The sequence below is a fragment of the Pleurocapsa sp. FMAR1 genome (assembly GCF_963665995.1).
GTDB lineage: Bacteria > Cyanobacteriota > Cyanobacteriia > Cyanobacteriales > Xenococcaceae > Waterburya.
In genome coordinates, this window is the sequence record NZ_OY762512.1 from 4197648 (window position 1) to 4212691 (window position 15044).

Annotated in this window: 15 protein-coding genes; 8 read left to right on the top strand and 7 right to left on the bottom strand. The window is 40.0% G+C overall.

Annotated features, from left to right (window positions below):
* The first annotated feature begins 39 nt into the window (after window positions 1-39).
* Together trpD and SLP02_RS20470 are read left to right on the top strand one after the other, a co-directional pair.
* Window positions 40-1086 (top strand): anthranilate phosphoribosyltransferase, encoded by a 1047-nt coding sequence (trpD, locus tag SLP02_RS20465; protein ID WP_319422567.1) that lies wholly within the window; start codon window positions 40-42, stop codon window positions 1084-1086.
* A 91-nt stretch (window positions 1087-1177) separates the two neighbouring features.
* Window positions 1178-1300: a hypothetical protein gene (locus tag SLP02_RS20470; protein WP_319422568.1), complete on the top strand. Its 123-nt coding sequence runs from the start codon at window positions 1178-1180 to the stop codon at window positions 1298-1300.
* A 181-nt stretch (window positions 1301-1481) separates the two neighbouring features.
* On the opposite strand, the gene SLP02_RS20475 is transcribed toward SLP02_RS20470, so the two are convergent.
* Together SLP02_RS20475 and SLP02_RS20480 are read right to left on the bottom strand one after the other, a co-directional pair.
* A complete protein-coding gene (locus SLP02_RS20475) occupies window positions 1482-2207 on the bottom strand; it encodes a hypothetical protein (protein ID WP_319422569.1) in 726 nt (241 codons plus the stop codon).
* A 389-nt stretch (window positions 2208-2596) separates the two neighbouring features.
* A complete protein-coding gene (locus SLP02_RS20480) occupies window positions 2597-2884 on the bottom strand; it encodes a hypothetical protein (protein ID WP_319422570.1) in 288 nt (95 codons plus the stop codon).
* Between the two features lie 160 nt (window positions 2885-3044).
* Between SLP02_RS20480 and SLP02_RS20485 the strand changes: the two genes are divergently transcribed.
* Complete coding sequence (locus SLP02_RS20485; RefSeq protein ID WP_319422571.1) at window positions 3045-4010, top strand: aldo/keto reductase; 966 nt, start codon at window positions 3045-3047, stop codon at window positions 4008-4010.
* Window positions 4011-4043: 33 nt separating this feature from the next.
* Here the strand turns inward: SLP02_RS20485 and SLP02_RS20490 are convergent, their stop codons facing one another.
* Window positions 4044-6410, bottom strand: a complete 2367-nt coding sequence (locus SLP02_RS20490; protein ID WP_319422572.1) for a ribonucleoside-diphosphate reductase subunit alpha — start codon at window positions 6408-6410, stop codon at window positions 4044-4046.
* Window positions 6411-6685: 275 nt separating this feature from the next.
* On the opposite strand from SLP02_RS20490, the gene SLP02_RS20495 reads away from it, so the two are divergent.
* The 4 genes from SLP02_RS20495 to proC all read left to right on the top strand — a co-directional run bounded on the left by SLP02_RS20495 (window position 6686) and on the right by proC (window position 9657).
* Window positions 6686-6964 carry a PipX family protein gene (locus tag SLP02_RS20495; protein WP_319422573.1) on the top strand — a complete coding sequence of 93 codons (279 nt, stop codon included), beginning with the start codon at window positions 6686-6688 and terminating at the stop codon, window positions 6962-6964.
* Window positions 6965-6987: 23 nt separating this feature from the next.
* Window positions 6988-7656, top strand: coding sequence for a YggS family pyridoxal phosphate-dependent enzyme (locus tag SLP02_RS20500; RefSeq protein WP_319422574.1), 669 nt, complete (start codon window positions 6988-6990; stop codon window positions 7654-7656).
* A gap of 479 nt (window positions 7657-8135) precedes the next feature.
* Entirely contained in the window at window positions 8136-8702 is a 567-nt protein-coding gene (locus tag SLP02_RS20505; RefSeq protein ID WP_319422575.1) for a cell division protein SepF, read from the top strand.
* A 148-nt stretch (window positions 8703-8850) separates the two neighbouring features.
* The gene (gene proC, locus SLP02_RS20510) at window positions 8851-9657 is read left to right on the top strand and encodes a pyrroline-5-carboxylate reductase (protein ID WP_319422576.1); all 807 of its coding nucleotides are present in this window, start codon (window positions 8851-8853) and stop codon (window positions 9655-9657) included.
* 72 nt (window positions 9658-9729) lie between these two features.
* Here proC and SLP02_RS20515 read toward each other — a convergent pair whose 3' ends face one another.
* From SLP02_RS20515 to SLP02_RS20525, 3 genes are all read right to left on the bottom strand, one after another.
* Entirely contained in the window at window positions 9730-10410 is a 681-nt protein-coding gene (locus SLP02_RS20515; RefSeq protein WP_319422577.1) for a rhomboid family intramembrane serine protease, read from the bottom strand.
* A 15-nt stretch (window positions 10411-10425) separates the two neighbouring features.
* The gene (locus SLP02_RS20520; RefSeq protein WP_319422578.1) at window positions 10426-10623 is read right to left on the bottom strand and encodes a DUF751 family protein; all 198 of its coding nucleotides are present in this window, start codon (window positions 10621-10623) and stop codon (window positions 10426-10428) included.
* 387 nt (window positions 10624-11010) lie between these two features.
* On the bottom strand, window positions 11011-12654 hold the full coding sequence (locus SLP02_RS20525; protein ID WP_319422579.1) for a DUF3685 domain-containing protein: 1644 nt from the start codon (window positions 12652-12654) through the stop codon (window positions 11011-11013).
* A gap of 218 nt (window positions 12655-12872) precedes the next feature.
* On the opposite strand from SLP02_RS20525, the gene SLP02_RS20530 reads away from it, so the two are divergent.
* Window positions 12873-14705, top strand: coding sequence for a tetratricopeptide repeat protein (locus tag SLP02_RS20530; RefSeq protein ID WP_319422580.1), 1833 nt, complete (start codon window positions 12873-12875; stop codon window positions 14703-14705).
* Window positions 14706-14711: 6 nt separating this feature from the next.
* Here the strand turns inward: SLP02_RS20530 and SLP02_RS20535 are convergent, their stop codons facing one another.
* Window positions 14712-14990 (bottom strand): TMEM165/GDT1 family protein, encoded by a 279-nt coding sequence (locus tag SLP02_RS20535; protein WP_319422581.1) that lies wholly within the window; start codon window positions 14988-14990, stop codon window positions 14712-14714.
* Window positions 14991-15044: the final 54 nt, after the last annotated feature.

Here is a 15044-nt window from a genome sequence, read left to right on the forward strand (position 1 = left end):
CCCGTGGGAGTAATCGTCCTTTAAATCACTAAAATAATTATGGAAAATAGTAATCAAACAGATTTTTCGAGCTTATTACAACAACTATTAGACAAACAATCGTTGACCCAAACCCAAGCATCTCAATTAATGCAGGGATGGTTAGGCTCAGAAATTCCAGATGTATTATCTGGAGCAATTTTAGCAGCTATCCAAGCCAAGGGAGTTTGTGCCGAAGAGTTGGCAGGAATGGCACAGGTGTTAAAATCCCAATCTTTGCAACAAGACCAAGTTATCTATGATTATCCTGTTATCGACACCTGTGGAACTGGAGGGGATGGTGCATCTACTTTTAATATTTCCACCGCAGTAGCCTTTATTGCAGCAGCAGCAGGAATAAAAGTAGCCAAACACGGCAACCGTTCTGCTTCTAGTAAAGTTGGTTCAGCCGATGTTTTAGAATATCTTGGCGTTGATTTGACTGCATCTTTACCTAAAGTAAGAGCAGCATTAGACGAAGTTGGGATTACTTTTCTCTTTGCCCGTGGCTGGCATCCTGCTATGAAAAGCGTTGCGCCTATACGCAGCACTCTTAAAGTTAGAACAGTTTTTAATCTTCTTGGTCCACTGGTAAATCCTCTTTGCCCTACTGGTCAAGTAATCGGCGTTTACGATCGCTTATTTTTAAGTAGCATGGCAGAGGCATTGAATATACTGGGAATTTCTAAAGCGATCGCTCTTCACGGTAGAGAAAGGTTAGATGAGGCAGGACTAGGAGATGCTACGGATTTAATGATGTTAAATCAGGGAAAAGTAACGCCAGGTGTTGTTAATCCCCAAGCTTTAGGTCTAAAACCCGCTTCTTTAAAAGAGCTTAAAGGCGGAGAAGTTGAGGAGAATGCAGCAATTTTGACCAACGTGCTTCAAGGAAAGGGAAGTAAAGCACAGCAGGATGCAGTGGTATTAAATGCTTCGCTGGCTTTGCAGGTGGGAGAAGTAGTCGCTTTTGGCGATCACCTTCAGGGTGTAAATGTTGCCAGAGAAATTATCAATAGTGGTATTGCCTGGTCTAAACTGGAAGAGTTGGTTATATTCTTGAAAAGCTGAAGTTTCTATCTGAGATAAACCAAGAGCGGTTTTCAGTTGAGTAGAGCAGAAATTAGATAAGCTTAAATAGAAAATAAATTAAGCTCGATTCATGCCAGCTTTTATATGCAGGCTAGCTCTTTGTTCAGTCGAGCTACGGCAACGGGTAATTAATGCCTATGAAGCCAAAGAAGGCTTAAAAATAGAATTAGTACCAAAACTTGGTTTTTATTGATGAGTTAGGTGCAAAGTAAGTCTGTAACCGCATTAGTAGAATGAGAGCGATCGCAATGATGCAGATCCGTAACACTAGCTAAATTTAAATTGGCATAGTCTCTATGACTTCGTTGATACGAGCAATTTTTCTAAGCTATTAATGTATGCTTCTTGCTTATAAACCATTTCTGATTGCTATATTAAGGCATTTTCATACTCGTTTGCCATTTTTTTGCCTCTTCATAATAAGGAGAATTTTCTGATAGTAAGGCTGCTGCTGCTGCTGCCTGTTTCAAATTTCCGTCTTTAGCTCGACGATCAGCAATAAGATATATTTGCTCGTTCCATTGCTCAATAAGATCTTGAGCTTCTGAATATTGCTCGACCTCTGGGTTTATTTTCTGTAATATACCAATCGCTTTATTGTAGGATGAAGCTTGCCCAGGTTTGATGGTTGATTTTGCTTGAGCCAAATAATTTTGGTATAGATTCTGTTTTTGCGCTCTTGATTGCCATATTTGAACTGCTTCAGTTGCCTTTTGAGCAATCAATTTAGTCGAAGAATCATTTTGAGGCGCAAGTTTAGCAGCAGCGATCGCACCTGACAAATCTCCTTCACTAGCTCTTCCATAAGCAATATCCAAAATCACTTTACTCCAGCGAGTAATGTCAGCTTGCGCCTGTTGGAAAAAAGGAGAATCTGATTGAATTTCTTTAGCTTGGCTAATTGCTTTATTAAAACTGGAAGCTTGATTGTTTTTGAGATACATTCTATTTGAATCAGGCAGATAATCTGCTTGCTGAGAATTCAAATCGGTATAAATTTTAGGATCGCGATCGTTTAAATAATCTAATGATTGAGTAATAGCGAGTACGCCCACTGCACCTATACCTACACCCGTTAAAATATTAGTTAGTTTACTCATGCAATTACTTTAATAATCAAATATTCCTCTTTAAAATAAATATACACGTCGAGGGTTTTTAAATCCGTATTTCTAAAATTAAATATCCAAAGAAGACTTAAAAGTTGTCTATTACTATTTTAGATGATGTCATCCGTAATAACACTGTTCATCGTTCAAAATCATACGTGTTGATTTAATTCTGCTTTATATCTTCCAAAGCGGTTAGTGGCAAAGGTGGAGAAATTGGAAGCTGAAAAAATATCTGTTAGAGGAATATTAAAAGTTTTGAGTCAGAAATAGTTACAAACTAGAGCGATCGCCAGTGAAAATATTCGCGATCAATGCGCGTTTTCACTGGCAATTTTCCTTCTTTCTAAGGCAACTTGAGGAGCAGCAGCAATTAAAGTTTAAATTGTGTCATAACTGAAAATTCTTAACCCAACAAATCCAACTAACACAACAAAACCTAGCATCCTGCGAAAATAATTAACGCCTTGAAACAATTCAAGCCATGCCCAAGTAAACAAAGAGCCAAAGGCTATTAGGTCTAACCCTACACTAATCAAGCCACTTGTAAGAATTAGTTTGAGCAAGCTAGCTACACCCCAGACAATAATAGGTAAGTTTGGTGGTTGAGCAATAACAATATTACCATTACTGTCACGGAAGATTTTATCGAACCACGTCTTTTCCATAGTCTTTATGATTGTATTTATCATTTAGTTTCACAGTTAAAAGAAAGATAAACACCATCCCAAAGAGAGATTTTCTGGAAATGATGTTCGCTCTTCTAATTGTTTGTTGAAGAGCGAAATATTCTCGCTAAAATGTTTCTTAAAGCTAAAATAAAAAATTATGAGCCGAAAAACCAATCGACGTAACTTCCTTGTAGGTAGCGCAGTAGCAGCAACAGCTATTGGCAGCCAAGCTTTAATGAAAAAACCAACCCCCGCCTCTTCATCGACAACTAAATCAATGCCAGAAAGAGTATTAGGCAAGACTCAGAGTAGTCTACCAGTCTTGGGCTTGGGAGGAGCGGGGCAAACTCCCATTTCCTATGAAGGTCGAGAAGTTGAAGCCATTGCTTTGATTGAAAAAGCTTTAGAATTAGGCATCATATATTACGATACCGCAGCCAGCTATGGTCCTTCAGAGGAACGCTTTGGTAAGGTTTTACCGACCTACCGCGATCGCATTTATCTCAATAGTAAAACCGCAGCCAGAGATTATGATGGTGCTTGGCGAGAATTGGAACAATCGTTAAAACGTCTTCAGACAGATTATCTCGATTCTTGGCAGTTACATCACGTTTCCTTTATTGATGAATTAGATACTATTTTTAGCGAGAATGGTGCAATCAAAGCTGTTGAAGAAGCCAAAGAGCAAGGATTAATTAAATTTTCGGGAATTACAGGACATCATGAACCAGAAATTATTGCCGAGGGTTTGCGTCGCTACGATTTCGACACGACTTTGATTTCCCTAAATGCTGCCGATGTTCATCATCCTCGTCCATTTTCCCGTACTGTACTGCCAGTAGCACGAGAAAACAATGTCGGTGTAATCGCTATGAAAGTCCCCGCATACGGTAATTTATTAAAACCCGATCTTTTATCTAGTATGGAACAAGCCATGGGGTACAGTCTCTCTTTATCTGGGGTACATTGTTGCATCATAGCTGCCGAAAACCCCGAACAATTAGAATCTAATGTTACCGTAGCACGCAATTACACTCCTTTGAACGCAGCACAAATGAGTCAAATAGAACAACTAACTGTTAACGCTGGAGAAAACGGCGCGTTCTTTCGTCGATGGACTTAAAACACGCTAATAGTGTATTTAATTCTCTTAAACTTAATTTGCACAAGCTGCACAGCCTTCGCTAGAAGATTCTTTGAAATCGTCTTTTTGCACAGTGCGGACATAGTAAACAGCTTTGCAGCCTTCTTTCCACGCCATCACTAAAGTTTCAAAAATGTCTTTGGCTTTTACTGCTCTTTCTGGTTCATCTGGAAAATACACTCCTTGATTAAGGTTAAACAGTAACTCCATAGAGATGCCTGTATCGATCCACTGCTGCATTACCGCCACAGCTTTGACTACAATTTTTTGATCTAAGCTTTTATTTTCACGATAAAACCAAAAACAGTCTTGAATAAAGGGTGGAGCTATAGGTACTGTTCCCTTTGCCCATTTATCGTAAAAGAACTTGCTATAGACGGGCAAAATACTGGCAGTACAGCCTTGTACCAAAGAAGAAGAAGTGTTAGGCGCGATCGCTGTAATATGAGAATTACGAATCCCGTAGGTTTGCACATCTTGAGCAAGCTGCACCCAACGCTCTGGATCTTGAGCAAGCTTTAGAATCTCATCTAAACACTTCGAGCCTAATAATTTGCCCTGACTCCATTCACTACCCGCAAAAGCTTCATAGGCACCGCGTTCTTTGGCTAATTCCATTGAAGCAGCAGTACACCAGTAAGCTACCTCTTCAAACAGATAACTAATTTCCTTTAGGCTTTCATAAGTTAAATGGCGTTTCGCCAACCAGTCAGCTAATCCCATACAGCCCACGCCAATAGTGCGATATTTATCGTTGTGGGTTTTGCTATCGGCAAAAGGAGGCTTAGTTATATCGATGGTATTGTCTAAAATTCTGACGGCTAGCTGGGACATCTCAGCTATTTCTGCCGACTCTACGTTAGCCAGATTAAGAGATACTAAATTGCAGCAGTGAGCCTCTGATCCTGGCTTGACGTTGCTAAAGCTCTCACAGCAAAGGTTTACTCCAGGAATGTAGCCTTGATGCTTATTGGGATTTGCTCGATTAATAGTATCTTTAAACGCTAGATAAGGCATTCCCGTTTCTACCTGACTCCGCATAATATGCTTAAATAATTCGCGGGCATCTACTTGTTTATATAGCTTAATTTCCCGATTTAATTCCGCTTCTATACGAGCATAAACAGCGTTGAAATTTTCACCCCATTGTTCAGCTAAGTCAATGCCTAATTTTTCTTTAACCTCATAAGGATCTACTAGTGTCCAAAGTTCTTTTGCCTCTACCCGACGCATAAACTCATCGACAATTACCAGTTGCGGAAAAACATCATAGGCTTTGCGACGGCGATCGCCATTTTCCGCCTGCATTTCCAAAAACTCAGGTACGTCTAAATGCCAGATATCTAAACCGATGGTGACTGCACCAGCCCTACGCCCACCCTGATTAACTGCGATCGCTGTATCGTTGAGCAGCTTAACCCAGGGAATAACTCCCCCAGAAGCATTGTCTTTTCCCATTACCCAGCTACCAGTAGCGCGGATACGGCTAACGTTGACTCCAACACCACCACCATTTTTAGAAATTCTGGCTGCGTTGGTAATCTCCTCAAAAATACTTTCTAAATTATCGTCCATAGCGATAATAAAGCAGCTACTCAATGAGCCATTAGGCACTCTTAAGTTAGCTAGAATTGGTGTTGCCAAAGAAATTTTTCGTTTCGCGATCGCTTGATAAAACTTTTTAGCAACGGCTAATCTTATTTCTGGCTTTTCATTAGCAGCTAGTAACAAAGCACAGGTAAGAAAAGCCTCTTGAGGAAGTTCATCTGTTAACAAATAGCGTTTAGTTAATAAAACCGCCCCTGCATAATCATAATCTTTGTCCCATTCAGGATTAATCCACGTGCCAGCTTCGGTTAGTTCAGCCGTAGAATATTTTAAAATATGGCGATCGTAGCGTTTTCTATCTATTTGCCATTGAACCGCCCTCGCATAATCTCCATAGCCAAACCCACGGGCTACCTGGGTATCCTTCCACAAACTCCAAATATGTAGCCTACCCGCTACATACCGCCATTCAGGTTCGGTGGGGCTACACATACCCAAAGCGCAATCAATTAAGTTATCTTGAATATCTCTAGTGCTTACACCATTGCGAAGTCTGGTAGTTAAGCCTGCTTCTAAAGTGATCGAGTTAACATCTTGTTCAGCACAAGCCCATTCCACTACTGAACGAATCTTGGTAATATTCAAGTCTGCCAAAGAACCGTCTCTTCTAACTACCTGAATGCTTGGGGTGTCGGCTTCCAGCTTAGGTAAGGAAGATGACTTATTAGCTGAATTGTCTGCCGAATGCTGTTTAAGTGTAGTTGATGATCTTCCTCGATCTGAAGTAGGGTTAGATACTGAATTGCTGGTTAACGGTAGGGCTGGCTGCATACGTTATGTGAGACTGAAATTTTTTGGCTGAGCTGACTTTATACTATAACCGAAAATCAACTATATATAGCGGTATAAAAATATTATTGAGCTTATATTACCCTATATGTAGCCAAAATTATCTTTTTTAACTAGCCAATTATTCCCTATTTACTCACTAATCATCATTGCTATACATTTATCTTTATATTGCCCTTTATATTGATCGCCCAATAGTATAATTTTTAGAATATTCGTGTAGTCCTAGCATTTAGCAAAACTAATTAAATTGCAGAGTGAATAAATTACCAAGTGAAGTCTATCTAAATCATCCTACCTTCGGGCTTCTATACAGAATATGTCTCCTCAAGGATAATCAAGAATTATTTACCACCCTCTACGCTCAACGTTTATTTTTTATAGTGACGTTCAACAGTGATTCTTCGTTATTCGATCCTATTAGTAGGACAGACTCTCGAATGTTGGTAGAAGGTATGCTGCGACAACTATTATTAGATCGCGAAATCGAAAAACATGAGCAACTTAAAGTGATTTACAAACGCACTTTCTTTTAATTGCCAATTCTTGGCTTGATTTAATGACAGGATCTATTGCAAAAAAAATCAATTTAATTAAACAGAAAATTCCCCAAAACGTCAAGTTGATTGCCATCACAAAACAAGTAAGCATTGAGGCTATGAAAGAGGCTTATGAGACAGGAGTCAGGGATTTTGGGGAAAATCGTCTTCAAGAAGCACTAACTAAACAGCAACAGTTAAAACTAGGGGATATTAATTGGCACTTTATTGGACATATTCAGAAAAATAAAGCCAAGAAGGTTATTGAGAATTTTGCTTGGATTCATTCAGTGGACAGTTTGGCTTTGGCACAGCGATTAAATAGATTGGCGGCAGAGTTGAATCGTGTGCCTAAAGTTTTTTTGCAAGTCAAAATTCTACCAGATCCTAATAAATATGGTTGGCAGGTAACAGAACTTTGGGAGGACTTAGAGAAACTGAATCAATTTAATCAGCTTGATATACAGGGGTTAATGACAATTTTGCCCTTAGGACTTTCTCCGGCGGAAACACTAAATGCTTTTCAAGCAACTCAAAAGCTAGCAGCAGCAATTCAAGAGAAGAATTACGCTAATCTAACCATGGAGCAATTATCTATGGGAATGTCTGAAGATTATCCCCAGGCGATCGCAGCAGGAGCAACTATGATCCGTTTGGGCAGAACAATTTTTAGCGACGCTAATTCCTAGCTGAGTTTTCTAGATCTTGATGGGATTAGACGCATTTTATAGTTTTGAGTGCGATCGCGATCGCAGTAACCGTTTGCAACCTAAAAAACTATATATATAATATCAAGTTTTCTTTTTAACTATAAGGATTAGAGCTTAGTTGCCAAAACTATAAAGAATTGTAAAGAAAAACCAACAGGAAGCAATTTAAATCAATAAATAGACTTTACTACACCGAACATTTGTGATGGTTTGGTGTAGAATCGAGTCGCCGAAACAAAATATTTCTGCAAATACAGCCACTTTCTCCTAAAAACCGAGAATGAAATTGCTAGTTAGTTTAAATGTTCAAAGTTGAAACTATCACAAGATAACTTACAAAAATAAGATGTCCACAAAAGATGTTCAATTTTCCATTAACTATATAACTCAGCAATAATTTAAAGAAATATTTTAATCAGCTAATTTAAAGTCGTAAATTAATTAGGAATCTAAGCAATATGTTAAATACCTTAAAAGAATTTTTTGGATTTGAAGGCGAATACGAAGAGGAAGGTTATGAAGAATACGATCATAGCCAAGCAGTAGATGGTCAAACCTTCATCGCTTCGACACCTAATCATCAACCAGAATCAACTAAAATTGCATCTCCCAGTAACCATACAACTAACCGCAAACAAGAAATGAAGCCACCAAATAATGTAATCGGTATGCCTGGATTAGCTAACGGTAATTCAGAAGTAGTAGTAATTGAACCTCATTCCTTTGAAGAAATGCCCCAGGTGATTTTGGCATTGCGCGAACGCAAGTCTGTGGTTTTAAACCTAAATGTGATGAACCCCGAAGAAGCTCAAAGAGCAGTTGATTTTATCGCGGGTGGTACTTATGCCATGGATGGTCATCAAGAGCGCGTAGGCGAAAGCATCTTTTTATTTACTCCAAGCTCAGTCAAAGTTAGCAGTCTATCAGGAATCCTCAAAGACGTACACACTCCAGAGACTCATGTAAGACGTAGTGTACCTGCACCTGATGCTTGGGGACAACAGCCTAACGCAGCTGCTCAGTAAGCTGAATAAATAGTATTATTAGTGGGCAGTAAGGCTTTAGCCGCAACTAATGCTGCTTCGCAAGCAGCTTGTCTTGGTGCGCGTTCCTTGACGGATTAAAAATCCGCAGGGTCGCACCGCTATTACACGCCCAGTGATTAATCACAGCATGAAATCTAATAGTATTTGCCTTGGTATCATTGGAGGCGGGGTAATGGCAGAAGCTATCTTATCTCGCCTTTTAAAACAGCAAGTTTTCGTAGCTAATAACATATTAATTAGCGAACCTAGAGACGAAAGACGTGAAGTTCTGGTTCAGAAATATCAGGTTCAAGTTACAGAAGACAATCAGGCTGCGATCGCAGCAGCAGAAATATTATTATTGGCTATTAAGCCCCAGATATTCGATTTAGTAGTCAAAGACATTACTCCCAACAACCACAGCACCGTAGTTTCAATTTTGGCTGGAGTAACATTAGATAAGCTAGAGCAGGCTTTTCCAGACCAGCCAGTAATTCGTGTCATGCCCAATACTCCCGCTACAGTAGGAGCAGGAATGACGGCGATCGCACCAGGAACGAAAGCAACAAAAGAGCATATTCAGCAAGCGAGAAAAATATTTACTGCCGTGGGCGAAGTAGTAGAAGTTCCAGAATCCTCTATGGATGCAGTAACGGGACTATCAGGTTCGGGACCAGCCTTTGTAGCCTTGGTAATTGAAGCATTAGCCGATGGTGGAGTCGCTTCAGGACTGCCAAGAGAGATCGCGCTTCAGTTAGCAACCCAAACAGTTTTAGGTACGGCAACCTTAGTTAAAGAAACAGGGATACATCCAGGTGTATTAAAAGATCGGGTAACAAGTCCTGGAGGAACAACTATTGCAGGGGTGGCTAAATTAGAAAGTCTGGGATTTCGTTCGGCTTTAATTGAAGCGGTCAAGACTGCGACTCAGAGATCTAAAGAATTAGGGAAGTAAATAAAATAAAATGGCTAGGAGCGATCGCTTGATTGAAGATGATGAGATTAAATCATGAGAAGATTATTTTAGCTAACGGCGATCGCTCATTAAGCCTAACAAAGGACCCAAAATAGCTCCAAAAATAAAGCCCCCCGCGTGCGCCCAATATGCTACTCCAGAAGCCTCTTGTATCCCCAGAGAAGCAACGCTACTAATTGCCTGTTGTACAAACCAAAACCCTAGGAAAAAAACAGCAGGGATGCGTACAGTAGTCCAAATAATAAATAAAGGCAGAAAAGTTACAATTTTTGCCTTGGGGTATTTAACCAGATACGCTCCCATAACTCCAGCGATCGCACCGCTTGCACCAACGGTAGGAGCAATAGACTGCATCCCAAAAAACCAATGAGTCAACCCCGCTAAAACACCACAAAGTAAATAAAAGAAAAGAAATTTAAAGTGTCCGAGATCGTGTTCGATATTATCGCCAAATGTCCATAAAAACAGCATATTTCCCGCAATGTGCAGCAAACCTCCATGCAAAAACTGGGAGGTTATTAGGGTAGCTAGTTCTGGTACAGGTTGATCGGGGGGTGTGCCATTAAAGCTAGCACTCAACTGCTGGGGAATGACAGCATAAAGCTGAAAAAAGCCGTCTAAACCTGAACCTAAAGACATTTCATAGAGAAAAACTATGACATTGATAGCTATCAAGGCATAAACTACGATTGGGGTGCTGTAGGTAGGATTCTCATCATTAATTGGAATCATACTAAATCTTTAAAGTTAACTAATCCCTAACATAGCTTCTAAAGTTAGATATAGCAGAGAGAAAGTACCTACCAAAAAACCGACTAGAGCGATCGCGGTTACAGGGTTTTTCAGAAAAGGCTTTAATTGCTGAAAGAAAAACCAAAAAATTCCTAGGCTAACGCTGATCAAGTAGCGGGGATAGCGAGAAACGTTTTGAAAGAAATCTTGCATTGTATTATTGTAAAAATATAAATTTTTTTGTTCTAATCTTCATTCATTATTCAACATAAAGCTATCAACATTCAATATTCTGTCTCAGACTTTACCTAGTACCGCTGCGCGGAAGTCAAAAGCATTTAACTGTGAGGCAGGGCTATTTCATGCTAAATTATCATGCACCAAGAAATTAATTTGGCGAGCGACCCCGATGAGTTTTACTCATCTAGGGAACGCGCGAGCTTGGCTAAAATATCAAGTCCGTTTAAACGGACTTAAGGCATGAGACGGAGAATTTATTCTCTGGCTAGTAAGAATGAAATAGCCCTGACTGTGAGGCTTTGACCATTTATGAATGGTAGTTTTATTTACGCTCACATCTACTAGTTGAGAAGCTTGGTATTACTTGCGGCGATTAACGTCTTTAAGAGTGCTGCCAATTCCTTGAATTATGCCTTTACCAATTAATCCTAATCCTTTGCCAATCACCTGAGTTAAAACAAAAACTACGCCACTACCAGTCAGAGAGATAAATTTTCTGGCTAAAGGAGCGATCGCATCACGAATTTCAATGACAATGGTGGTCAACCAAGGGACTCCCGATAATTGTTCTAATTCAATTTTGCGGGGAGCATAAAGAAACAAAGTTCTGATACCATTACTTAGAATAAAGAGGCGATGGCGACTTTCAAAAATGTTTTGCGGATGTTCAAAATACTTTTCCTGGCGATATTTCCAAGATAATTGATTGCGAAAGCGAGCTAACTGGCGATCGCTTTTATACTCTAATTTATACAGTTGATATTTAAAGTTTTCTAGGTCATAAAAATTATTTAGCATTACCTGCATGACACCGTTAGCCAAGTGAATAACCAAATTGTGCAGTAAAAATTCAATGTGTGCGATCGATTCAGCAGCATCAGACTGATAAATTACATTATCGATAGTTAACCCTGGTTCACCAACTAGATAGGCAAAAAGCTCTGGGATACCATAGATATAGTTAAAAATATTTTGCTCAACTGTCGTAAATTCTTGCTCAATTAAATTACTTAACTGCTGTTCTTCTTCTAGAGTTAATTGACCATAATATTGCGTAAAAAAAGCTTCTATACTCCATGACCAAACGTCTTGTAAATAATCTAGATAATTCTGCTCTAAAATATTAGCAATAGGAATTTGGGTAACTGTATCGCCGATACGCTTTAAAATTAAATGACATAAACTCTTTTGAATCTCTGGCTGAAGAATATCAATTTCTAAAGGTATATTGGTTCGATTGCTTAAGCCTAGCTGGATATCGATCGCAACTCGCTCAAAAATTGTTTTGTTAGCAGAATCTGCAAAAACAGGCAGAGGAGTCAACTCCGTAGGGGTAGAAAGAACTAGCTTCCCCTCATTTGCTTCATCGGGGATTTCGCTTAAGACAATTTCCTCTGCCACTAAACGATTAGATAGCCAACGAGCCGTTAATAATTCTCGTTTACGACCAATTAAAAATACTCTATCCCAGTCTGATAAATTAGGATTGCTTAAGCGCTCGTCAATCTCTCTCAGAGTTTCTTCTAGTTCTATTCTGCCAGACTGACTAAAGCGAGATAAAGCAGTTTGCCAGAGTTTAGGGCGAGTTTTTGGGTTATTTTGCCAATAAGTATTGCCATAGGCAACGGTATGTAATCCCTCAATAATAGTATTAATGCTAGAACTGCGATCGCAGTAACCATTGATACCCAAAGACTTAATCTTTGCCAGCCTTTTCGGGGTAAAATTAGTAGTTAGAAGAAACAAAGGTAAGCGAGGATATAGCTGTCTTACCTGTTGACAAAATTCTAGACTAGAGGTTTCTAAAGTGGAGTCATGGAAACCACTACCCACAACTAAGACATTAAGCACCAAGCCTTGAGTCAATTCCCGCCAGGTATCATTACTCATGTCTCCTTCGCCCACAATGGCAAAATTGGGATATTGGGCGATGGCAGTACGTAAACCCAGGCGAAATATGGAATCGCGATCGACAATAAACAGTTTAATCTTGTCTGGGGTCATTTCTATCCGCCCTCGGTGCGGTTTCTTTGATGTAGCTTGATTTATTGTCTAGCTTGGCAATAACAATCAATTATTATATTGCTCAACTCAATATCAAACTGGGAGTACGGGGTATAATAGTCACTTCTTCAGTATTAGTCATAAATAGTTTAGAAATTTTAAACTGACAATTATTTGTTAATTTATAGCCTTTTACTTACCCATAGCTGATAAATATTGTGTCTGAATCACTAAGCGATCGCTATTTTGCCCTCATCGACCAAATCGTTGAACTTACTCTCCAGGGAAAAATTAGCTCCTTTGAGCGAGTTTATAAAATCTTGCTGGAAAAAGTAGACGCTGGTACAGGAGAAATATTAGAACGCTGTCTTAATCAACGCATTGAGGCGACTAAGGCGCAATTAGACACTAAACTTAAAGCAGCACGGGTACTAAGAGCATTACAAACCATTGAAAAGCAGTGGTTGCGTTGGCAATCAGAGAATCAAGTTAGTGCCGAAATCAACGAGACGGCACAAGATATTTTAGCTGCCGATCCTGACGATTACTTTTTAGCCACGGTGGATGCGATCGATCCCAATCTAGATCGAGCTTTAAGCATCGATCAGCTACATAAATTAGCCGCCAGTTTAAAAGCTGCTGCTGATGGGCAGGAGAATGCCGAAATAGCTCAGTCATGGCAGCAGCTAGCTACAGGTATTACGAGCGGTTTAAAATCTTTTACCGCTTTGGAAGGAGATTTAGTTAGCTGGATGTATGGTTCGGCAAGTAGCTTTGCGGGATTTGGCAGCGAAAAACCAAATCCTTGGCGTATTTGGGCGCAAAAAGTCCCTAGTCCTTTACCCAAGCAGCTATTTCAAACCCTAGCACAACAACAGTCGGCGATCGCTTTTGCCAGGGTTGCCAATAATTTAGAACTGCAAGCCTGGGTAGAATTGGCAATTTTATTGCAGTATCTCCAGCGAGGTTTAGTAACCTGGTTCGATCAGCAGCCTTATAATTCTAAGTTTGGTAAGGAGTTATCCAACAGCACTTTTCTGACTTTTGCCTCTATTTGGTGTGAACTGTGGCAGGTATTTATCGATAGCAAGCCTGCCTTAGCCGATGGCTGCTTTTTGGCAATGCTGCAAATTTTGCGTACTTTTGCCCAACGCCCAGACTTCCCTCTTTATAGCGGGGTGTTTGCTTCCTTTTCTGGGGACTATTTACAAGATACTTTAGATTATTTTGACGAACCCCTTAAGCAGGTGGAGGGAACAGAAGAAAAAGCGCGTATTTTAACCTTACTGGGCTATTCTCAACGCACAATTGGCGCATACGATAAGGCCGTCGATTTTCATCAAGAAGCCTTAGAGATTGCCATTGAAGCGGATGATTATGCCTGTGAAATAGCTAATCTCAATCATCTTAGCCGTACCAGCGTTAACTTAAAAAAATATAGTGAGGCGATTAACTATAGCCAAAGAGCTTTAATTGCAGCCAGACAGGTAGGCGATAAGCTGGGAGAAGCCAACGCTTCGGTTAACCTAGGCTATGCCCAGGTGTTTGCAGCCCGACAGTTGGATAATATGGCACCTGAAGGCTATAGCGAAGCCATTCGTTATTTAGAGCAAGGAGTGGAATTAGCCAAAAAACAGGGTGATTTACAGAGTCAATCCTTTGGCTGTAGTAGTTTAGGTATTGCCTACGTAATTTTAGAACAGCCAACAGCAGCGATCGCATCTTTGACCAAAGGAGCAGAATTAGCTCAGTATTCTAGGGATGTCTATCTTCAAGGATTAAGCTTTTCTTATCTGGCAGAGGCACACTACAGCATTGAAAATATCCCTACCGCGATCGCCTTTGGCAGTCTGGGAATGTATTTACTAAATCAAATCAACTCGGTAGAGTGGCGACAGGTGGCAGGTTTGATCTCAATCATTCAAGGACAATTGGGCGAGTCAGACTTTACGGCTATTCTGGGGCAACAGCGAGCGCAAATTATTGGCTTGATTGGCGTAGACGGCTATGATTATCTGCCCAAATTGTTGACAGAATATAAGCAAAATTAAGCTCAGTTAGCTATCTTCATTTATCCAAAGTATTCTCAACGCCATAGTTGCAAAGCCGATTGCAGCCAGAGATTTCAAAAGCTTTTCGGGTAAAAATTGCGCTACCGCACCACCAGCCAAAACGCCCAAAAAACTGGCTAAGATCAGGGCGATAGTTGAACCAACAAATACGGCGCGGGGGTTATTTGAACTTCCACCAAGAGCGATCGCAGCAAGCTGGCTTTTATCACCAATTTCCGCCAGAAATACTGTAACAAAGCTGATTCCAATTAGTTGCCAATCCATATTTCATTGAGCATTTAACATTAAGCATTTAACATTGAGCATTAAGCATTGAGC

Excerpts from the sequence above, each read along its gene's own strand:
- SLP02_RS20470 (WP_319422568.1), top strand. The coding sequence starts at position 1,178 with ATGCCAGCTTTTATATGCAGGCTAGCTCTTTGTTCAGTCGAGCTACGG.
- SLP02_RS20475 (WP_319422569.1), bottom strand. The coding sequence starts at position 2,207 with ATGAGTAAACTAACTAATATTTTAACGGGTGTAGGTATAGGTGCAGTG.
- SLP02_RS20490 (WP_319422572.1), bottom strand. The coding sequence starts at position 6,410 with ATGCAGCCAGCCCTACCGTTAACCAGCAATTCAGTATCTAACCCTACT.
- SLP02_RS20525 (WP_319422579.1), bottom strand. The coding sequence starts at position 12,654 with ATGACCCCAGACAAGATTAAACTGTTTATTGTCGATCGCGATTCCATA.
- SLP02_RS20480 (WP_319422570.1), bottom strand. The coding sequence starts at position 2,884 with ATGGAAAAGACGTGGTTCGATAAAATCTTCCGTGACAGTAATGGTAAT.
- SLP02_RS20535 (WP_319422581.1), bottom strand. The coding sequence starts at position 14,990 with ATGGATTGGCAACTAATTGGAATCAGCTTTGTTACAGTATTTCTGGCG.
- proC (WP_319422576.1), top strand. The coding sequence starts at position 8,851 with ATGAAATCTAATAGTATTTGCCTTGGTATCATTGGAGGCGGGGTAATG.
- SLP02_RS20505 (WP_319422575.1), top strand. The coding sequence starts at position 8,136 with ATGTTAAATACCTTAAAAGAATTTTTTGGATTTGAAGGCGAATACGAA.
- SLP02_RS20500 (WP_319422574.1), top strand. The coding sequence starts at position 6,988 with ATGACAGGATCTATTGCAAAAAAAATCAATTTAATTAAACAGAAAATT.
- SLP02_RS20515 (WP_319422577.1), bottom strand. The coding sequence starts at position 10,410 with ATGATTCCAATTAATGATGAGAATCCTACCTACAGCACCCCAATCGTA.
- SLP02_RS20485 (WP_319422571.1), top strand. The coding sequence starts at position 3,045 with ATGAGCCGAAAAACCAATCGACGTAACTTCCTTGTAGGTAGCGCAGTA.
- trpD (WP_319422567.1), top strand. The coding sequence starts at position 40 with ATGGAAAATAGTAATCAAACAGATTTTTCGAGCTTATTACAACAACTA.
- SLP02_RS20520 (WP_319422578.1), bottom strand. The coding sequence starts at position 10,623 with ATGCAAGATTTCTTTCAAAACGTTTCTCGCTATCCCCGCTACTTGATC.